Annotated in this window: 16 protein-coding genes and 1 rRNA gene; 4 read left to right on the top strand and 13 right to left on the bottom strand. The window is 72.7% G+C overall.

The genetic code is table 11. The features are described from left to right. Positions 1-93: 93 nt before the first annotated feature. Complete coding sequence (locus AB0M11_RS33225; protein ID WP_365711835.1) at positions 94-1,764, bottom strand: CTP synthase; 1,671 nt, start codon at positions 1,762-1,764, stop codon at positions 94-96. Between the two features lie 514 nt (positions 1,765-2,278). Between AB0M11_RS33225 and AB0M11_RS33220 the strand changes: the two genes are divergently transcribed. Beyond that, positions 2,279-4,081 (top strand): glycoside hydrolase family 15 protein, encoded by a 1,803-nt coding sequence (locus AB0M11_RS33220; protein WP_365711852.1) that lies wholly within the window; start codon positions 2,279-2,281, stop codon positions 4,079-4,081. Between the two features lie 58 nt (positions 4,082-4,139). Beyond that, a complete protein-coding gene (locus AB0M11_RS33215; RefSeq protein ID WP_365711834.1) occupies positions 4,140-5,783 on the top strand; it encodes a PucR family transcriptional regulator in 1,644 nt (547 codons plus the stop codon). 5 nt (positions 5,784-5,788) lie between these two features. Here the strand turns inward: AB0M11_RS33215 and AB0M11_RS33210 are convergent, their stop codons facing one another. From AB0M11_RS33210 to AB0M11_RS33190, 5 genes are all read right to left on the bottom strand, one after another. Further along, positions 5,789-6,925 carry a glycosyltransferase family 4 protein gene (locus tag AB0M11_RS33210; RefSeq protein ID WP_365711833.1) on the bottom strand — a complete coding sequence of 379 codons (1,137 nt, stop codon included), beginning with the start codon at positions 6,923-6,925 and terminating at the stop codon, positions 5,789-5,791. Positions 6,926-7,243: 318 nt separating this feature from the next. Then, positions 7,244-8,971, bottom strand: coding sequence for a DNA repair protein RecN (gene recN / locus AB0M11_RS33205; protein WP_365711851.1), 1,728 nt, complete (start codon positions 8,969-8,971; stop codon positions 7,244-7,246). Positions 8,972-9,134: 163 nt separating this feature from the next. Continuing rightward, entirely contained in the window at positions 9,135-10,040 is a 906-nt protein-coding gene (locus AB0M11_RS33200) for an NAD kinase (protein ID WP_132889008.1), read from the bottom strand. Next, complete coding sequence (locus AB0M11_RS33195; protein WP_365711832.1) at positions 10,037-10,852, bottom strand: TlyA family RNA methyltransferase; 816 nt, start codon at positions 10,850-10,852, stop codon at positions 10,037-10,039. The genes AB0M11_RS33200 and AB0M11_RS33195 overlap by 4 nt, the downstream gene beginning before the upstream one ends. A gap of 7 nt (positions 10,853-10,859) precedes the next feature. Then, positions 10,860-11,162, bottom strand: coding sequence for a hypothetical protein (locus AB0M11_RS33190; RefSeq protein ID WP_365711831.1), 303 nt, complete (start codon positions 11,160-11,162; stop codon positions 10,860-10,862). Between the two features lie 42 nt (positions 11,163-11,204). Between AB0M11_RS33190 and AB0M11_RS33185 the strand changes: the two genes are divergently transcribed. Further along, positions 11,205-11,552 (top strand): SCP2 sterol-binding domain-containing protein, encoded by a 348-nt coding sequence (locus AB0M11_RS33185; protein WP_365711830.1) that lies wholly within the window; start codon positions 11,205-11,207, stop codon positions 11,550-11,552. Here AB0M11_RS33185 and AB0M11_RS33180 read toward each other — a convergent pair. From AB0M11_RS33180 to AB0M11_RS33165, 4 genes are all read right to left on the bottom strand, one after another. Beyond that, the gene (locus AB0M11_RS33180) at positions 11,536-12,402 is read right to left on the bottom strand and encodes an ABC transporter ATP-binding protein (protein ID WP_365711829.1); all 867 of its coding nucleotides are present in this window, start codon (positions 12,400-12,402) and stop codon (positions 11,536-11,538) included. The genes AB0M11_RS33185 and AB0M11_RS33180 overlap by 17 nt on opposite strands. Further along, positions 12,399-13,436 carry an iron chelate uptake ABC transporter family permease subunit gene (locus AB0M11_RS33175; RefSeq protein WP_365711828.1) on the bottom strand — a complete coding sequence of 346 codons (1,038 nt, stop codon included), beginning with the start codon at positions 13,434-13,436 and terminating at the stop codon, positions 12,399-12,401. The genes AB0M11_RS33180 and AB0M11_RS33175 overlap by 4 nt, the downstream gene beginning before the upstream one ends. Before the next feature lie 104 nt (positions 13,437-13,540). Next, positions 13,541-14,584 carry an iron chelate uptake ABC transporter family permease subunit gene (locus AB0M11_RS33170; RefSeq protein WP_365711827.1) on the bottom strand — a complete coding sequence of 348 codons (1,044 nt, stop codon included), beginning with the start codon at positions 14,582-14,584 and terminating at the stop codon, positions 13,541-13,543. 94 nt (positions 14,585-14,678) lie between these two features. Further along, positions 14,679-15,707 (bottom strand): HAD-IIA family hydrolase, encoded by a 1,029-nt coding sequence (locus AB0M11_RS33165; protein WP_365711826.1) that lies wholly within the window; start codon positions 15,705-15,707, stop codon positions 14,679-14,681. Positions 15,708-15,801: 94 nt separating this feature from the next. On the opposite strand from AB0M11_RS33165, the gene AB0M11_RS33160 reads away from it, so the two are divergent. Then, positions 15,802-17,085, top strand: coding sequence for a DUF1015 domain-containing protein (locus AB0M11_RS33160; RefSeq protein ID WP_365711825.1), 1,284 nt, complete (start codon positions 15,802-15,804; stop codon positions 17,083-17,085). A gap of 72 nt (positions 17,086-17,157) precedes the next feature. Here AB0M11_RS33160 and AB0M11_RS33155 read toward each other — a convergent pair whose 3' ends face one another. The 3 genes from AB0M11_RS33155 to rrf form a co-directional block, all read right to left on the bottom strand. Then, positions 17,158-17,937, bottom strand: a complete 780-nt coding sequence (locus tag AB0M11_RS33155) for a tetratricopeptide repeat protein (RefSeq protein ID WP_365711824.1) — start codon at positions 17,935-17,937, stop codon at positions 17,158-17,160. After that, positions 17,874-19,079, bottom strand: coding sequence for a hypothetical protein (locus tag AB0M11_RS33150; RefSeq protein WP_365711823.1), 1,206 nt, complete (start codon positions 19,077-19,079; stop codon positions 17,874-17,876). The genes AB0M11_RS33155 and AB0M11_RS33150 overlap by 64 nt, the downstream gene beginning before the upstream one ends. Positions 19,080-19,229: 150 nt before the next feature. After that, a 5S ribosomal RNA gene (rrf, locus tag AB0M11_RS33145) occupies positions 19,230-19,322 on the bottom strand; the annotation flags it as partial.

The following is a 19,322-nucleotide window of genomic DNA, read 5'->3' as shown; positions in this document are numbered from 1 at the left end:
TGCCGCCCTTCCACGCGCCTGCCACCTGCAGAGAAGAAAACCGGGGTGCTCACCTTTGAAGGTATGCGCCCCGGCCACCGTACAACCGGTGTGTTACTTCGAATTCCCCAGCTCGACGGCGCCCTGCTGCCGCGCGACCGCCGCCTTCACCAGGCCCGCGAAGAGCGGGTGCGGGCGGGTCGGGCGGGAGCGCAGCTCCGGGTGGGCCTGGGTGGCGACCAGGTAGGGGTGGACGTCGCGCGGGTACTCGACGTACTCGACGAGCTTGCCGTCCGGGGAGGTGCCGGAGAACAGGATGCCGGCCTTCTTCTCCAGCTCCGCGCGGTAGGCGTTGTTCACCTCGTAGCGGTGCCGGTGCCGCTCCTCGACGTACTCCTTGCCGTCGTACACCTCGCGCACGATGGAACCCTCGGCCAGCTTGGCCGGGTACATGCCCAGCCGCATGGTGCCGCCCATGTCGCCCTCGCCGGCGACGATGTCCAGCTGCTCGGCCATGGTGGAGATGACCGGGTGGCCGGTGGCCGGGTCGAACTCGGTGGAGTTGGCGTCCGGGATGCCGGCCAGGTTGCGGGCGGCCTCGATCACGATGCACTGCAGGCCGAGGCAGAGCCCGAGCAGCGGGATCCGGTTCTCGCGGGCGTAGCGGATGGCGCCGACCTTGCCGAGCACGCCGCGGTCACCGAAGCCGCCCGGGATGCAGATGCCGTCGACGTCGGAGAGCTGGGCCGCCGCGCCGGCCTGGGTCTTGCAGTCGTCCGAGGTCACCCACTTGATCTTCACGCGGGCCCGGTTGGCGAAGCCGCCGGCGCGCAGCGCCTCGGTGACCGAGAGGTAGGCGTCGGGCAGGTCGATGTACTTGCCGACCAGCGCGAGGGTGATCTCGTGGTCGGGGTTGTGCACGCGGTCGAGCAGGTCGTCCCAGGTCCGCCAGTCCACGTCACGGAACGGCAGGTCCAGCTTGCGGACGACGTAGGCGTCCAGGCCCTCGCCGTGCACGGTCTTCGGGATGTCGTAGATCGAGCGGGCGTCCGGGCAGGCCACGACCGCGGCCTCGTCGACGTCGCACATCAGCGAGATCTTGCGCTTGATGGCGGTGGGGACCTCGCGGTCGCAGCGCAGCACGATCGCGTCCGGCTGGATGCCGATGTTGCGCAGGGCGGCGACCGAGTGCTGGGTCGGCTTGGTCTTCAGCTCCCCGGAGGGGCCGATGTAGGGCAGGAGCGAGATGTGCACCACGAAGACGTTGTCCCGGCCGACCTCGTGCCGGACCTGGCGGACGGTCTCCAGGAACGGCAGCGACTCGATGTCGCCGACCGTGCCGCCGACCTCGGTGATGACGACGTCGACCTCGTCGGTGGCCATACGGCGGATGCGGTGCTTGATCTCGTTGGTGATGTGCGGGATGACCTGGACCGTGTCGCCCAGGTACTCGCCACGCCGTTCCTTCGCGATCACCGTCGAATAGACCTGACCTGTGGTGACGTTGGCGGAGCCGTCCAGGTCACGGTCGAGGAAACGCTCGTAGTGGCCGATGTCCAGGTCGGTCTCGGCACCGTCGTTGGTGACGAAGACCTCACCGTGCTGGAAGGGGTTCATCGTGCCCGGGTCGACGTTCAGGTACGGGTCGAGCTTCTGCATCACGACGCGCAGGCCCCGGGCCTTGAGCAGCATGCCCAGGCTGGAGGCCGTCAGGCCCTTGCCGAGCGAGGAGGCGACACCCCCGGTGACGAAGATGTGCTTGGTCGTCGTGGCTTTCGGCGGCATGGCCAAGAGGGGGCTCCCGTGGTCGCGATCTGTCGTGCGGTACGGCTGCCGCCCGGGAGTTTCCGGGGGTGGGGCCGTCGCTGCGGTTCGGGGGTTTCGAGCCCACCGGTCCACGGGCTACCAGGGTATCAGCGCCGCGCGGAGATGGCTTCCGGCCACGCTCCGCACACAGCCCGGCACGGAGTGGAGTCCTGCTTACCGGCTTTTCACTCGGGGCTCACCCGTTCGGACCACACGGGTTGCCCGGAGCGGCACGCAGATCATCTACGTGCGTCGTATCCTGCTCGGACACTCACTGCCGAGCCGGCCGGAGAAGACGGCACACCCCCGCCCGTCACTGTCGGAACACGAGAGCTCGGCAGTTCGTTGAGCTATGACTGTCGTTTTGCCTCAGGGCACGGCGGGCTGCTTTGCTTCACCGCTTAACGACGCACAACAACAACCCCCCTTGACCGCACTAGCGACAGCCCCCCTCTGCCTGGGGGGTGACGTGGCCGTTCGACTGGAGTTGCACGTGGCCGGGCGCATCGAAGACTACGCACTCATCGGAGACATGCAGACCGCTGCCCTGGTCTGCCGGGACGGCACGGTGGACTGGCTGTGCCTGCCCCGCTTCGACTCGCATGCCATCTTCGCCGGTCTGCTCGGCACGGAGGAACACGGCTTCTGGCGGCTCGGCCCGGCGCACGCGGCCGACTCCCAGCCCCCGACCGCGGCGCGCCGCACCTACCGCGGCGACTCGCTGATCCTGGAGTCGGAGTGGGACACCCCGCGCGGCACGGTCCGGGTCACCGACTTCATGCCCCCGCGTGACGGCGCGCCCCAGCTGATCCGCATCGTCGAGGGCGTCACCGGCCGGGTGCCGATGCGCTCGGTGCTGCGGATGCGGTTCTCGTACGGCCGGGTGGTCCCCTGGGTGCACAAGCACGAGGGCCGCACGGTCGCCGTGGCCGGCCCCGACTCGGTGTGGTTCGACACCTCGGCGGAGACCTACGGCAAGTCGCTGACCACCTACGCGGACTTCACCGTGGCCCCTGGTGACCGGATCGCGTTCACCATCTCGTGGCAGCCCTCGCACAAGGAGCCGCCGCCGCTGCCGGAGCCGGAGCAGTCGCTGGAGGCGACCGAGGACTTCTGGCGGGAGTGGGTCGAGCACTGCACGTACCACGGCCCGTACCGCGAGGCCGTGATCCGCTCGCTGATCACCCTCAAGGCCCTCACCTACGCCCCCACCGGCGGCATCGTCGCCGCGCCGACGACCTCCCTGCCGGAGGACATCGGCGGCGTCCGCAACTGGGACTACCGCTACACCTGGCTGCGCGACGCGGCCATCACCCTGTCCTCCCTGCTGCGCACCGGCTACCGCGAGGAGGCGCGCGCCTGGCGCGAGTGGCTGCTGCGCGCGGTCGCCGGCGACCCCGAGAACCTGCAGATCATGTACGGCATCGCGGGCGAGCGCGAGCTGGGCGAGGCCGAGCTGGACTGGCTGCCCGGCTACGAGAACTCGGCGCCGGTCCGGGTGGGCAACGGCGCCGCCCACCAGCTCCAGCTGGACGTCTACGGCGAGGTCACCGAGGCCCTGCACCTGGCCCACATGACCGGCCTCGCCCGCAACGACTACGCGTCCCTCCTCCAGCTGAAGCTGATCCGCTACCTGGAGGACCACTGGGACGAGCCGGACGAGGGCATCTGGGAGGTGCGCGGGCCGCGCCGGCACTTCGTGCACTCCAAGGTGATGGCCTGGGTCGCCGTCGACCGCACCATCAAGCTGATCGAGTCCGGGGACGCGGACGGCCCGCTGGAGCGCTGGAAGGAGCTGCGCGACGACATCCACCGGGACGTCTGCGAGCGCGGCTACGACAAGGAGCGCAACACCTTCACCCAGTCGTACGGCTCGCAGGAGCTGGACGCGTCGCTGCTGCTGATCCCCCAGATGGGGTTCCTGCCGCCGGACGACAAGCGGGTCATCGGCACCATCGAGGCGATCCAGCGCGAGCTGTCCACGTCGGACGGCTTCATCCTGCGCTACCCGACCTCGGGCGGCGACGAGGGGGTGGACGGGCTCCCCGGTGACGAGGGTGCCTTCCTGGCGTGCTCGTTCTGGATGGCCGACGACCTCGCGATGATCGGGCGCGTCGACGAGGCACGCAAGCTGTTCGAGAAGCTGCTCGCGCTGCGCAACGACCTCGGGCTGCTGGCGGAGGAGTGGGATCCGCGGCTGAAGCGGCAGGTGGGGAACTTCCCGCAGGCGTTCAGCCACGTGCCGCTGATCGACACGGCGCTGCGACTGACGGCGTCGGGCGCGTACGGGGGGTAGCGGCGCCGGTCGCCGTGAAAGGTGCCGTGGAGGCGTTCGCCCAGGTAGCGTCCGCTCCATGAGCAGTGGTACGGGCAGCGGACCCGACTCCCCGGGCGCCGGGATCACCGTGCAGCGGGCGCTGGAGCTGCCCACGCTGCGCAGCGGCCTGCCGGAGATCCTGGCGGGCGCCGACCGGCTGGGCCGTACCGTGCGCTGGGTGCACGCGGGCGAGGTGCCGAACATCGCCTCGCTGCTGAAGGGCGGCGAACTGCTGCTCACCACCGGCTACGGCCTGGGCACCCGGCCGACGGACCAGCGGGCGTTCGTCCGCACGCTCGCCGAGCGGGGCATCGCCGCCCTGGTGGTGGAGCTGGGCGCCCGGTTCTCCCGGCTGCCCGCGACCCTCGTCGACACCGCCCGCGCGACCGGGCTGCCGCTGGTCGTGCTGCACCGCGAGGTGCCGTTCGTGACGGTGACGGAGGAGGTGCACACCGAGATCGTCAACCACCACTACGCCCTCCTCCAGCGTGCCGAGGAGGTGCACCGCCGCTGCACCGAGGCCCTGCTGGGCGGCGGCGGGGTGCCGCAGGTGCTGGCGATCCTGGCCGACTTCGGCGGCAACCCGGTCTTCCTGGAGACCGCCGACGGCCGGCTGCTGTACGCCGCCGGGGCGGGGCCCGAGGGGGCGGATCCGCTCCAGGTGTGGGAGGGGCTGCGCGGCCAGCACAAGGACGCGCCGCCGCCGGCCGGGGCGGTGCTGGTGGACGTGCCGGGCGGCGGGCCGGGCGCGGGGTCGGTGCGGGCCCGGCTGGTCCTGCTGCCGGTCCGCGGGCCGCTCGCGCCCGTGCACCGGATCGCCGCCGAGCGCGCCGCCGGCATCCTGGCCGTCGTGCTGATGCAGGCCCGCCAGGAGGAAGAGCTGGCGGCACGCGGGCGCGGCGACTTCCTGACCGATCTCGCCGAGGGCCGGATCACCGCCAAGGACGCCCCGGCGCAGGCCCGGGTCCTCGGCTTCAAGCCCGGCGGCTGCCCGCTGCTGCCGGTGGTCATGCGGGTCGGCGACACCCTGCCACCGGGCGGGGGCTGGGCGGTGCTGGCCCGGGCGGTCGGCGAGGAGCTGGCGGCCGTGGGCGTGCCCGTCCTGCTGGGGGTACGGCCGGTCGAGGGCCGTGTGCCCCTGCTCGTGGGCCTGCGCTCGGAGTCGGAGCGGACGACGGTCGCGGACCGGGTCGCGGCGGCGCTCAGGGCGGGCGTGGAGCGCGCCGGGATGCAGCGCCCCGGAGCCGCTCCCCCGGTCGTGGTGGTCGGGGTGGCCGGCGGCTGGGCGGCGGCGTCGGCGGGACTGCGGCACGCGGCCGAGACGGCGGCGGCGGCCCAGGGCCTGCCCGACCGGCCCTGGTACGACGCCCGGCGCCTCGACATCGACCTGCTGCTGTGGCGGCTGCGCGACCATCCCGACCTGGCGGCCTTCGTGGACCGCGCGATCGGCCCGCTGCGCGACCACGACCACCGCTCCAAGCCGCCGCTGCTGCCGACCCTGGAGACCTATCTGGCGCACGCGGGCCGCAAGGCGGAGACGGCCCGCGAACTCCACCTCAACCGGCAGACCCTCTACAACCGGCTCGCCCGCATCGGCGAGTTGCTGGGCACCGACCTCGACGACCCCCAGGTGGTGCTGGCGTTGAGCCTGGCGCTGCGCGCGCGCAGGCACGTGCCCTAGTCCCTTCAGGGCAGCGGCCTGAGCTGCGTCAACTCGTCGTACACGCTGAGGACTTGGGCGACAGTCTCGTCCTCCGTGGGCCAGCTCGCCGCCTGCCGGGGACCCCGTTCGCGCAGCTCGGCGCAGCGCTCGGGGTCGCCGAGCAGGCGCACGACGGTGTCGGCGAGGGCCGGTGCGTCGCCGTAGGCGACCAGTTCGGCGGCGTCCCCGACCAGATCGGGGATGCCGCCGACCGCGGTGGCGACGAGCGGCACGCCCGCGTGCAGGGCCTCCTGGGCGAGGACCGAGCGGGGCTCCCAGCTGCTGGGCAGCAGCGCCAGATCGGCGGCGGTGAGCAGCTCGGGGACGTCGTCACGGCGCCCGATCAGCCGTACGGGAAGCTCCTCGTCCTCGATCCGCCGCTGCAACGCCGCACGCAGCGGTCCCTCGCCGGCGATGACCAGGAGCGGCACCGGATCGAGGCGGCACCAGGCATGTGCCGCGTCCAGCAGCACGTCGTAGCCGCGGTGCCGGTCGAGGGAGCCGACGGCGACGAGCAACGGCCGCCCCATGGCGCCGAGTTCGGCCCGGACCTTGGGCCGCAGCAGCTCCGCCTCGTCCTGGTCCGCGGGCCGCCGCAGGCCGGGCAGCGCCACGGCGGCGAGCCGGGCGTCCCTGGCTCCGGTACGGCGGGCCCGGTCCACCAGGTCCGAGGTGGTGCCGAGCACCACGGCGGCCGTCTTCACCACCCGCCGTTCCAGCATCCGCAGCAGATGCGCCCGCGCTCCCTCGGCGTGCGCCCGGTTGTGCCAGGTGACGATCAGCGGGGTGCTGCGGCCGCTCAGCGCCAGCACGGCGCGGAAGGAGGCGTGCAGGCCGTGGGCGTGCACGAGGTCGGCGTCCGTGCAGGCGGCGCGGAGTGCCGCGACCGAGCTCGGGTCGCTGCTGCGCGGCACGTGCACATGGTCGGCGCCGACGCCCGAGAAGCCGTACGCGTGATCGGCCTCGGCGGGGCAGCACACCGTGACCCGCACGCCCCGCGCAACGAGGCCGGCGGCCAGCGAACGCACGTGCGCGCTGCTCCCGGCGTTGCCGCCGCCCAGCACCTGCACGGTGCGCAGCGGCGACTGACCGTGCGGTGCGTTGCTGCTCACGGGGCTCACGCGGCCGGGGCTCCTGGTTCGGCGTGGGGCGGTCACGAGGGAACGTACAGAAGGTATCGGGGCCGAGGGCACCACCGCGCGCACCTCCCCCGGGCACCGCGTCCCTCCCAAGGATGCCAGCACACAACGGGGTTCCGGGTATTCCGAGACCGCACATACCGAGGCGGGCCGGGGCAATGCGCCGAACCGTGTCACCCGTGAGGGTGACGAAACGCCACCGGGGAGGAACGCCGCGGGCAGCATCCGCCTCCCGGCAGAAGAGGCGGCGGGGGGAGCGGCGGGCCGGGTGGCGTCCCGCCGCTCTCCGTCAGCGGCCGGTCAGCGGTCCGCCCGTGCCGTCGCCAGCAGTTCCTCGGCGTGCGCCCGTGCCGTCTCCGAGTCCTCCTGGCCGGCCAGCATGCGGGACAGCTCCCGCACCCGCTCCTCGCCCTCCAGGACCTTCACGCCGGAGCGGGTGACCGAGCCGTCGTTGGTCTTCTCGACGAGCAACTGCCGGTCGGCGAAGGCGGCGACCTGGGGAAGGTGGGTGACGACGACCACCTGCGCGGACTTGGCGAGCTTGGCCAGGCGCCGTCCGATCTCCACCGCGGCCTTGCCGCCCACGCCCGCGTCGACCTCGTCGAAGAGGTACGTCGGCACCGGGTCCGTGCCCGCGAAGACGACCTCCACCGCCAGCATCACGCGCGACAGCTCACCGCCGGAGGCGCCCTTGGCGATGGGGCGGGGCGGGGCGCCCGGGTGCGGGGCGAGGAGCAGTTCGACCTCGTCGGCACCGGCCGGGCCGTAGGCCACCGTACGGCCGCCGACCTCCACGCCCTCCGGGTCCTCGGTCTGCCGGATGGCGAAGGACACGCGCGCGTGCGGCATCGCGAGGGAGCCGAGCTCGGCGGTGACCGCGGCCGCGAAGCGTTCGGCGGCCTCGGTGCGCGCGTCGGTCAAGGCCTGGGCGAGACCTCCCAGTTCGACCCGCAGGGCGTCGCGCTCGGCGGTCAGTTCGCCGATCCGTTCGTCGTCGCCGTCGAGTTCGGTGAGCCGCGCGGCGCCCTGCTCGGCCCACGCCAGCACCGCGTCGATGCCGTCGCCGGGCGCACCGTACTTGCGGGTCAGCGCGGTGAGCGCGGCGCGCCGTTCCTCCACCGCGGCGAGCCGCAGCGGGTCGGCGTCCAGGTCGTCGGCGTACCCGGCGAGCTCGCCGGCCACATCGCCGAGCAGGATGCCGACCTCTCCGATCCGGTCGGCGAGCGCGGCCAGCGCCGGATCGTGCGAGCGCACGGCCTCCAGAGCCCGGTGGGCGCCCGCGACGAGGGTGGTCGCGTCGATGCCCTCGGGGTCCTCGGGGTTGCCCGCGAGCGCGGAGTGCGCGGCGGTCGCGGCGGACGACAGCGCCTCGGCGTGGCCGAGCCGCTCGGCCTCCTCGGCGAGCTCGGCGTCCTCGCCCGCCCGCGGTTCGACCGCCGCGATCTCGTCCAGCCCGTAGCGCAGCAGGTCGGCCTCCTGGGCCCGCTCACGCGCGCGTGTGACGATCTCCTCCAGCTCGGTGGCGACGGCCCGCAGCCGCCGGTAGGCCTCGCCGTACTTGGCCAGCGGTACGGCGACCCGGTCGCCTGCGTACCGGTCGAGTGCCTGCCGCTGCCGGGACAGCTTCAGCAGCCCCTGCTGGTCGGTCTGGCCGTGCACGGCCACCAGGTCGTCGGCGAGCTCGGCGAGCAGTCCCACGGGCACGCTGCGCCCGCCCAGGTGCGCCCGCGAGCGCCCCTCGGCGGAAACGGTACGGCTGATCAGCAGCGCCCCGTCGTCCAGCTCGGCACCGGCCTCCTCGGCCCGTACGGCCGCCGAGGCCCCGGCGGGCACGGCGACGCGCCCCTCCACGACCGCCTTCTCGGACCCGATCCGCACGAGTGCGGGATCGGCCCGCCCACCGAGCAGCAGCCCCAGGCTGGTGACCACCATGGTCTTGCCCGCACCGGTCTCACCGGTGACGGCGGTGAACCCCGGCGACAACTCGACGACGGCGTCGTCGATGACTCCGAGCGACCGTATCCGCATTTCTTCCAGCACGGGGAAGACCTTACGAGGTCGGGCCCGAGAAGTGCGAGGCACCCTGTCACCCGGGCGAGTGGAGGTGCGCCCCGAAGGGGCGCGAGGAACCGCGCGGCCGGCCACGGATCACCCGCACTCGCCGACGCTCCCCGCGCCGCTCTTCGAACCGCTAGTGCGGCGCCCCCCGCCATCCGGAGACCGGCAGCGCGAACTTCGCGACCAGCCGGTCCGTGAACGACGCGTGGTGCAGCCGCGCCAGCCGCACCGGCACCGCCCCCCGCCGCACCTCCACCCGCGCGCCCGGCGGCAGCTCCACCGTCCGCCGCCCGTCGCACCACAGCACCCCCGGCTGGATGTGCGGCAGCACCTCCACCGCGAGCACCGAGTCCGGCGACGTCACCAGCGGCTTCGCGAACAGCGCGTGCGCGCTGATCGGCACCATCAGCAGCGCCTCCACCTCCGGCCACACCACCGGCCCGCCGGCCGAGAACGCGTAGGCGGTGGACCCGGTCGGCGTCGACAGCACGATCCCGTCGCACCCGAACCCGGTCACCGGCCGCCCGTCGATCTCCAGCACCACTTCGAGGAGCTTCTCGGCCCCCGCCTTCTGCACCGCCGCCTCGTTCAGCGCCCAGTCGGTGTGCACGATGTCGCCGTTGCGGTGCACGACGACGTCGACGGTCATCCGCTCCTCGACCTCGTACGCCCGGCTCACCACCCGGTCGACCACCTTGTCGAGGTCGTCCCGCTCGGCCTCCGCGAGGAACCCGACGCTGCCGAGGTTGACGCCGAGCATCGGCACCCCGGACGCGCGGGCGAACTCGGCGCCGCGCAGCAGCGTCCCGTCACCGCCGAGCACGATCAGCAGTTCGCAGCCGTCGAGGCTGTGCGGCGAGGCCTCCTCGACGAGCTCCACCTCGTCGGGCAGCGGCAGGTCACGGGCCTCGAAATCCAGGACCCGTACGCCCACTCCGGCCGCCAGCAGCCCCTTCACCACCAGTTCGGCGCTGCGGATCGCGGCAGGCCGCCCGGTGTGAGCGAGGAGGAAAACAGTACGAGCTCGGTTCTGTGTCAACGCGGCCCCTCCGCCACTGCACGGTCAACGTCGGCCGGATCCAACGGGGGTGCGCCGGCCCGCAGCCACAGAAAGTACTCGACGTTGCCGGACGGTCCGGGCAGCGGACTGGCGGTGACACCCTTCACCCCGAGCCCCAGCTCCCACGCCTTCCCGGCAACCCCCCGCACGGCCTCCGCCCGCAGCTGCGGACTCCGTACGACTCCCCCGCTGCCCAGCCTCTCCTTGCCCACCTCGAACTGCGGCTTGACCATCATCACCAGGTCGGCGTCCGCCTTCACGCACCGCGCCAGGGCCGGCAGCACCAGCCCGAGCGGGATGAAGGACAGATCACCCACGACAAGATCCACAGGCTCCCCATCGATCGCTTCAAGCGTCAACTCGCGTACGTTCGTACGGTCCTTGACGGTGACGCGTTCATCGCTCTGCAGAGACCACGCGAGTTGGCCGTATCCGACGTCGACGGCGACGACGTGCGCGGCCCCCGCGCGCAGCAGCACATCGGTGAAGCCCCCGGTCGACGCACCGGCGTCCAGCGCCCGCCGCCCGGCCACCACGAGCCCCTGCGGTACGAACGCCTGCAGCGCGCCCGCCAGCTTGTGCCCACCCCGGGACACGTACTCGGGATCGCCGTCGTCGCTCTGCACGACGATCGCGGCGGCGGTCTCCACCTGGGTGGCCGGCTTGGTCGCGACGGTCTTGCCGACGGACACCCGCCCGGCGGCGATCAGCTGGCTCGCGTGCTCGCGCGAGCGTGCCAGCTTCCGGCGGACCAGCTCCGCGTCCAGACGACGGCGTGCGACTCCTGCCACGGTGGGTTCAGCTCCTGCTCTGGTGGTACGACGGCGCGGGCGCCGGGGGGCCCGGAGGTCCCGGGCGGGCGTCGAGCGCGGTCAGCGCGTCGCGCAGCCCCCGGTGTACATCCTCGTACACCTCCAGGTGCCCGTCCGTGGCGAGGTGGTCCGCATCGGCCAGCCGGTCGAGCTGGGCGTCGATCCCGGCGTCGCCGGTCGGGGTGCGAGGGACGTTCAGCGGGGCGGGCGCGGCGGGGTCGTACTCGGGTTCGACGGCGGCCGCCTCCTGGGCCTCCGTCACCCGGCCCTCGGGCACGGAGTCGGTCATGCCCCGACGCTACCCCGAACCGCTGGGGTACCGTCGATCGCGATGGCCACGATCGAGGAGTGCCGCGCCGCACTCGAGAAGCTCTCGCACAGCATGGGCGGCGCCGAGGGCGACGCCCGTGCGGCCGCCGCCATGGACCGCACGGTGAGCTGCCACATCACCGACCTGGACGTCACCTTCGCCGGCCGGCTCACCGGAGGCCGGATCGACGTCGAGGATACGTTCCCCGGTCCGCCACGCGAGAAGGCGCAGATCAGACTCGCCATGGCGGGCGACGACCTGGTGGCCCTGGTCGACGGCGAACTGAACTTCGCCGGTGCCTGGGGCTCGGGCCGGGTGAAGCTGGAGGCGAACCTGCTGGACCTGTTCCGGCTCAGGAAGCTGTTGTGACCCTCGCCCTGCGGGCGGCCGGCACCACCAGCGGGGTGCCCGACTCCGGATCGTCGATGATCTGACAGCGCAGCCCGAACACCTCCTCCACCAGCTCGGCGGTGACGATGTCGTTCGGCGCGCCCTCGGCGACCACCCGGCCGTCCCGCAGCGCCACGAGGTGCGTGGCGTACCGGGCCGCGTGGTTGAGGTCGTGCAGCACGGCGACCAGCGTCCGCCCCTGCTCCTCGTGGAGTTCGGCGCACAGGTCGAGGACGTCGATCTGGTGCTGGATGTCCAGGTAGGTGGTCGGCTCGTCGAGGAGCAGCAGCGGGGTCTGCTGGGCGAGCGCCATGGCGATCCAGACGCGCTGACGCTGACCGCCGGAGAGTTCGTCGACGTACCGGTCGGCGAGTTCGGCGACCCCCGTCCGCTCCATCGACTCCTGGACGACCCGTTCGTCCTCCGCGGACCACTGGCGCAGCAGGCCCTGGTGCGGGTAGCGGCCGCGGCCGACCAGGTCGCCGACGGTGATGCCGTCGGGCGCGACGGACGACTGCGGGAGCAGGCCGAGCGTGCGGGCCACCTTCTTCGCGGGCATCGACTGGATGACCTGGCCGTCCAGCAGCACCCGGCCCTGGCTCGGCCTGAGCATCCGGGACAGCGCGCGCAGCAGCGTCGACTTGCCGCAGGCGTTCGGGCCGACGATCACCGTGAAGGAGTTGTCGGGGATCTCCACCGACAGCTGCTCGGCGATGACCCGCTGCTCGTAGGCGAGGGTGACGTTCTCGGCGGACAGGCGGTTCACGGTGCTCCTCGTAAGCTCTGGCTCGCCGGCTGACGCGCCGTTCGGCTGGGGGTTCGCGCTCATATCCGGCCCGCCCGGCGCTCAGTGACGAGCAGCCACAGCAGGTAGACGCCGCCGACAACGCCGGTGACCACGCCCACGGGCAGCTGGTCGGCCCCGAAGGCGCGCTGGGATGCCCAGTCGGCGGTGACGAGCAGGGCGGCGCCCATGCAGAGGGAGGGCAGCAGGTTGGGGCCGGGCGCTCGGGTGAGGCGGCGGGCGAGCTGGGGCGCGGTGAGGGCCACGAAGCTGACCGGCCCGGCGGCGGCGGTGGCTGCCGCGGTGAGCAGGACGGCGGCCACCATCAGCAGCGTCCGCACCCGCTCCACCCGCACCCCGAGCGCGTACGCCACGTCGTCGCCCATCTCCATGATCCGCAGGCCCCGCGCGTTGGCGAGGACCAGCGGGACGAGGACGGCGCAGAGCGCGAGCAGCGGCCAGACCTGGCTCCAGTCACGGCCGTCGAGGGAGCCCGTCATCCACACCACCGCGCGGGTCGCGTCGACCAGGTCGGCCTTGGTGAGCAGATAGCCGTTGACCGCGGTGACCACGGCGGAGACGCCGATGCCCACCAGGACCAGCCGGTAGCCGTGCACGCCCTGCCGCCAGGCGAGGAGGTGGATGGCGAGACCGGTCAGCAGACCGCCGGCCAGCGCGCCGACGGTGACCTGGGCCGCGGTCCCGGACATCAGCACGATGACCACGAGCGCGCCGGAGGTGGCGCCCTGGGAGAGACCGAGGACGTCCGGGCTGCCCAGCGGGTTGCGGGAGATCGACTGGAACAGCGCACCGCCGAGCCCGAGCGACGCGCCGACCAGCAGCCCGACCAGGACCCGCGGCAGCCGCAGCTCGTCGACGATGAAGTCCTGCCCGGCGGTGCCGTGCCCCGCCAGCGTCTTCAGCACGTCGCCGAAGGAGATCGGGAAGTCCCCGGTGCCGATCAGCACGACACTCGCGGCGCACGCGGCCAGCAGCAGCGCGACGACCACGACCAGCGCGCGCACGTCGACCCGCAGGGAGAGCCCGCCGGGGGTGCGCAGGGTACGCGTGGTCTTCACAGCGGTTCCCGCAGCGGATTTCGCAGCGGATTTCGCAGTGGTTTTCACAGCGGATTTCGCAGCGGATTTCGCAGTGGTTTTCGCAGTGGTTTTCGCAGTGGTCCTCACAGGTGGGCCGTCCTCCGCCGTCGTACGAGAAGAATGAAGACCGGACCGCCGATGAGCGCGGTGACGATGCCGACCTGGAGCTCCGAGGGCCGGGCGACGATCCGGCCGACGACGTCGGCGCCGAGCAGCAGCACGGGCGACAGCACCGTCGCGTACGGCAGGATCCAGCGCAGGTCGGGGCCGGTGAACGAGCGCACGACGTGCGGGACCATCAGGCCGACGAAGGCGATCGGACCGCAGGCGGCGGTGGCCGCGCCGCACAGCACGGTCGCGGCGAGCATGGCCAGGGCCCGGGTACGGCCCAGGTCGGCACCGAGGGACCGGGCGGTGTCGTCGCCCATCGCCACCGCGTTGAGCGGGCGGGCGAGAGCGAGGGCGAGCAGGGTGCCGGCCGCGAGGAACGGCAGCACCTGAAGGATCGTCGCGTTGTTCGCCGAGGCCAGCGAACCCACCGTCCAGAAACGCACCTTGTTGAGTGCCGCGTCGTCCGTGATCATCACGGCCTGGAGGTAGCCGTAGAGCGCGGCGCTGATCGCCGTGCCGGCCAGCGCGAGCCGGACCGGGGTGGCGCCCCGGCCACCGCCCAGGAACCACACCAGCGCGCCCACCGCCGCCGCCCCGAGGAAGGCGAACCACACATAGCCGCTGAGGGTGCTGACGCCGAAGAAGGTGATGGCGGTGACCACCGCGGCGGACGCGCCCGCGTTGATGCCGAGCAGTCCGGGGTCGGCGAGCGGGTTGCGGGTGAGGGCCTGGAGCACCGCCCCGGACAGACCGAGGGCGGCACCGGCCAGCAGACCGAGGACGGTACGTGAGAGGCGGGCGTCGACGACGACGTCGCCGTACGTCCCCGTGTCATGGAAGAGGCCGTGCCAGACCTGGTCCAGCGGCAGCTCCTTCGCCCCGATCGCGACGCTCGCCAGAGCGACGAGCAGCAGGACCGCCACGGAGCCGAGGAGCCCGAGGGCCCGGATCGCCCGGCGGGTGGGGGGCGCGGGGGCGGTGTCCGCGCGCTGTTCGGGAGAACTGTCGACCAACACGAAGTTAGGTTAGCCTACCCTCGCATCCTGTTGCTCGATCCCCCCTCCCCCGCCTCGTCGCCGTTCTTCTTCGCAGCGCGGCGAGTTGGCGCGCTCAGAGTCCCAGCCGTGCCAGTGCCTTGCCTGCGTCCAGCTCGCAGGAGCCCTCCCCGGCCGCCGACCAGGCCGCCGCGCACAGCACCCGCAGTCCGTCGAGCGGTTCGCCGTCGCCCGCCAGCTCCAGCCGGCCGTCCCCCGCCGTCGCCGTCCAACCGCCGCACCGGAAACCGTCGCCGTCCGCCGCGACCTCCGGCTGCCCGGTGAGCAGCCCGCGCAGGTCGGCGTCCACATAGGTCGGCCGGTGCTGGGGCGGTGCGGCGAGCAGCTGACGCCCGTCGGTGACGCCGGTCAGCACGAGCAGCGAGTCGACCCCGCCGTTGAACGCGCCCTCGATGTCGGTGTCCAGCCGGTCCCCGACCACCAACGGCCGCTCGGCACCCGTCCGCAGGATCGTCTCCCGGTGCATCGGCGGCAGCGGCTTGCCCGCCACCTGCGGCTCCGCACCCGTCGCGATCCGGACCACCTCCACCGCCGCGCCGTTGCCCGGCGCGATTCCGCGCCCGCTCGGGATCGTCAGATCGGTGTTGGACGCGAACCACGGCACCCCACGCGCGACGGCGTACGACGCCTCGGCGAACCGCCCCCAGGGCAGATCGGGACCGCCGTACCCCTGCACCACGGCCACCGGATCGTCGTCGGCGGACTCCACCGGCTCAAGGCCCCGCTCCCGCAGCGCAACCCGCAGCCCCTCCCCGCCGATCACCAGCACCCGCGCTCCGGGCGGCACCTGCTCACTGATCAGCCGCGCGACCGCCTGCGCCGAGGTGATGACGTCACCGGCCCCCGTCGGGATGCCCAGCTCGGTGAGGTGCTCGGCCACCGTGTCCGGCGTGCGCAGCGCGTTGTTGGTAACGTACGCCAGACGCATGCCCCCCGCGCGGGCGACCTCCAGCGACTCCACGGCGTGCGCGATCGCGCTGCCCCCCGCGTACACCACCCCGTCCAGATCGAGCAGCGCCGTGTCATACGCCGTGCTCAGGGCCTGTCCGCTGCCCTCGGGAGCCATCCTGACGCCCTGGCTCATCCCCATCGCTCCTCGTCACTCCTCGTCACTCTTCGTCCGCCCGCCTTTCACCGTCGATCATCCCGCACGCCACTGACACACGTACGATGCCGGGATGAACACTGCAGGTCACTCGGAAGCAACGGAGCGCCGAGGCCTGGAACTCACCCCGTTCCGAGGCCTTCGCTACGACCCCGACCGGGTCGGCAGCCTCGCCGCCGTCACCTCCCCGCCGTACGACGTCGTCGTACGCCCCGACGGAGTGCACCACCTCCAGTCCGCCGACCCGCACAACATCGTCCGTCTCATCCTTCCCCAGGCAGGTACCCCCAGCGCCGGTACCGAACAGGCGGCCGACACCCTGCACCGCTGGCAGGCCGAGGGCATCCTCGCCGTGGACCCCGAACCGGGCCTGTACGTCTACGAGCAGCAGGACGGGACGGGCCTGCTCCAGCGCGGCATCATCGGCGCCCTGCGGGTCTCGGAGCCGTCCGAGGGCGTGGTGCTGCCGCACGAGGAGGTCATGCCCCCGGTCGTCGCCGACCGCGCGGCCCTGATGCGCGCCACGTCCGCGAACCTCGAACCCCTCCTGCTCACCTACCGGGGCGACGGCAGGACCGCCGAGGTCGTCGAGGAGGTGGCCGACCGGCCTCCCCTCCTCGCCACCACCACGGAGGACGGTTTCCACCACCGCCTCTGGTCGATCACCGACCCCGCCGAGCTGGCCCTCGTCCAGTCCGACCTGGCCCGCCACCAGGCCCTGATCGCCGACGGCCACCACCGCTGGGCGACCTATCTGCGTCTACGCGCGGAGCATCCCTCTCCCAGCCCCTGGGACTACGGCCTGGTCCTCCTCGTGGACACCGCCCGCTACCCGCTGCGCGTCCGCGCCATCCACCGCCTGCTGCACGGCCTGCCGGTGGCGGAGGCACTGGAGCACGTCAAGGGCCTGTTCCGGGTACGCCGGCTCGACGTCCCGCTCCCGGCGGCCGAGGAGGCGCTGGCGGACGCGGCCTGCGCGGGCAACGCGTTCCTGCTGGCCGGCGACGGCGCGTTCCATCTCATCGACCGCCCGGACCCGGATCTCCTGGCCCGCACGATCCCCGACGACCGCCCGGCCGCCTGGCGCACCCTGGACGCCACGGTCCTGCACGCCACGCTGCTCGACCACGTCTGGCGGATCCCCGAGGACTCCCCCGCGCACATCGCGTACATCCACGACACGGCGGCGACCGTCGCCAAGGCCGAGCGGGACGGCGGCACGGCCGTCCTCATGCACCCGGTCCGCGAGGAGGTCGTCCGCGATCTGGCCCGGCAGGGCGTGACGATGCCCCGCAAGTCCACGTCCTTCGGCCCGAAACCGGCTTCGGGTCTGGTGCTGCGGGCGCTCGACGTCTGACGGAGAGAGGGCAGACCCGATGGGCCTGCCCTCTCTCCGTCACTCGGTCACCAGCTCACTCGGTGACCGCGCTCAGTCCCGCTCGGACTCGGACTCCGACTCGACGTCTGACTCGGCGTCGGACTCGGCGCCGGACTCAGCGCCGGTCCTGGTCTCCGCTGCCGTCTCGGTCTCCTCCGGGGACTCGGTCTCCTCCGGGGTCTCCTCGGCGGTCTCCTCGTCCAGCGCGTCGACGAACTCCACGCCGTCCAGCTCGGCCAGCCGGTCGGAGGCGTCCGTGCTGCCGTCCCGGTCGGCCTCGACGGCCTTGGCGAACCACTCCCGGGCTTCGTCGACCCGCCCGCCGGCGAGCAGGGCGTCGGCGTAGGCGTACCGCAGCCGCGCGGTCCACGGCTGCACGGAGCTGGACGCCAGCTCGGGGCTCTGCAGCGTCACGATCGCCGCGTCCAGCTGCCCCATGTCACGCCGGGCACCGGCGGCCACGAGCCGCATCTCGACCTGGCCGGCCTTGTCGAGCTTGTGCACCTCGGGGGCGCCGGCCATGTCCAGCGCCTTCTCCGGCCGACCGAGCCCACGCTCGCAGTCGGCCATCACCGGCCACAGGTCGACGGTGCCGGTCATGCGCCGCGCGGCCCGGAACTCCGCGAGCGCCTCGGCGTACTTCTGGTTCGCATACGCCGCGAACCCGGCCGCCTCACGGACTGCGGCGACACGGGACGCCAGCCGCAGGGCGACCTTGGAATAGCCGTAGGCGCCCTCGGGGTCCTCGTCGATGAGCCGGGCGACCATCACCAGGTTCTTGGCGACGTCCTCCGCGAGCGTCTTCGGCAGGCTCTGCAGCTCCTGCCGCACGTCCTTGTCGATCTCCTCGCCGGTGACGTCCTCCGGGATCGGCAGCCGCCTGATCGGCTCACGGTCCCGGTCGCGCTCCCGCTCGTCACGGAAGCGGCCACCGCCACGCCGGTCGTCACGAGGGCCGTCGCGCCGGTCGTCGCGACCACGGTAGCCGCCACCGCGGTTGTCGTCCCGACGGCCGTACCCGCCGCCACTGCGGTTGTCGTCGCGGCGGGGGGCACGGCCGCGGTCGTCACGGCGGTCGTCACGGCGGTCGTCACGGCCCCGGAAGCCGCCAGCGCGGTTGTCGTCACGCCGGGCGTAGCCACCGCCACCGCGGCTGTCGTCACGACGGTCATCACGGCGGCCGTAACCACCGCGGTCGTCACGGTCGTCACGCCGGAAAGCGGGACGGTCGCCACGATCGTCACGCCGGTCGTCCCGGCGATCGTCACGCCGGTCGTCGCGACGGAACGCAGGACGGTCCCCACGGTCGTCACGACGAGGACCACGATCCCGGTCGTCACGACGCCCGTAACCACCCCGGTCACCACCGCGGTCGTCACGCTGGAACCCCGGCCGGGAACCACGGTTGTCGTCACGCCGGCCGTAGCCACCGCCACCGCGGCTGTCGTCACGACGGTCATCACGGCGGCCGTAACCACCGCGGTCGTCGCGATCGTCACGCCGGAAAGCGGGACGGTCGCCACGATCGTCACGCCGGTCGTCCCGGCGATCGTCACGCCGGTCGTCGCGACGGAACGCAGGACGGTCCCCACGGTCGTCACGACGAGGACCACGATCCCGGTCGTCACGACGCCCGTAACCACCCCGGTCACCACCGCGGTCGTCACGCTGGAACCCCGGCCGGGAACCACGGTTGTCGTCACGCCGGCCGTAGCCACCGCCACCGCGGCTGTCATCACGACGGTCATCACGACGGTCATCACGACGGAAGCCGCCGCGGTCGTCGCGCCGCTCGTCACCGCGACGATCGTCCCGACGGCCGTACCCAGCACCGCGGTTGTCGTCGCGGCGGCCTTGGCCACCGCCGCGGTTGTCGTCACGACGGTCATCGCGACGGCCGTAACCCCCGCGGTCTCCACGGTCGTTGCGGTCGTTGCGGTCTCCGCGGTATCCGCCACGCTCGCCGCGGTCACCACTTTCCCGTCGCCGCTGGTCGCGCTCCGGTCGGTCGTCGGGAGAGTTGGTGGACATGGTGACTCCTGTCTTCGGTACCGCAAGCATTGTAAAAACAAAAGGACCCCTGGTCCCAGCTGAACGCTGGGACCAGGGGTCCTCCAAAGATTGTTCGGCGGCGTCCTACTCTCCCACAGGGTCCCCCCTGCAGTACCATCGGCGCTGTAAGGCTTAGCTTCCGGGTTCGGAATGTAAACGGGCGT

It is taken from the genome of Streptomyces sp. NPDC051987 (assembly GCF_040680735.1).
In the GTDB taxonomy this organism is placed as follows: Bacteria; Actinomycetota; Actinomycetes; order Streptomycetales; family Streptomycetaceae; genus Streptomyces.
The sequence above is the reverse complement of the archived record's forward strand: the minus strand, read 5'-3'. Positions and strand labels throughout refer to the sequence as shown.

Excerpts from the sequence above, each read along its gene's own strand:
- AB0M11_RS33225 (WP_365711835.1), bottom strand. The coding sequence starts at position 1,764 with ATGCCGCCGAAAGCCACGACGACCAAGCACATCTTCGTCACCGGGGGT.
- AB0M11_RS33215 (WP_365711834.1), top strand. The coding sequence starts at position 4,140 with ATGAGCAGTGGTACGGGCAGCGGACCCGACTCCCCGGGCGCCGGGATC.
- recN (WP_365711851.1), bottom strand. The coding sequence starts at position 8,971 with ATGCGGATACGGTCGCTCGGAGTCATCGACGACGCCGTCGTCGAGTTG.
- AB0M11_RS33190 (WP_365711831.1), bottom strand. The coding sequence starts at position 11,162 with ATGACCGACTCCGTGCCCGAGGGCCGGGTGACGGAGGCCCAGGAGGCG.
- AB0M11_RS33185 (WP_365711830.1), top strand. The coding sequence starts at position 11,205 with ATGGCCACGATCGAGGAGTGCCGCGCCGCACTCGAGAAGCTCTCGCAC.
- AB0M11_RS33180 (WP_365711829.1), bottom strand. The coding sequence starts at position 12,402 with ATGAGCGCGAACCCCCAGCCGAACGGCGCGTCAGCCGGCGAGCCAGAG.
- AB0M11_RS33165 (WP_365711826.1), bottom strand. The coding sequence starts at position 15,707 with ATGAGCCAGGGCGTCAGGATGGCTCCCGAGGGCAGCGGACAGGCCCTG.
- AB0M11_RS33160 (WP_365711825.1), top strand. The coding sequence starts at position 15,802 with ATGAACACTGCAGGTCACTCGGAAGCAACGGAGCGCCGAGGCCTGGAA.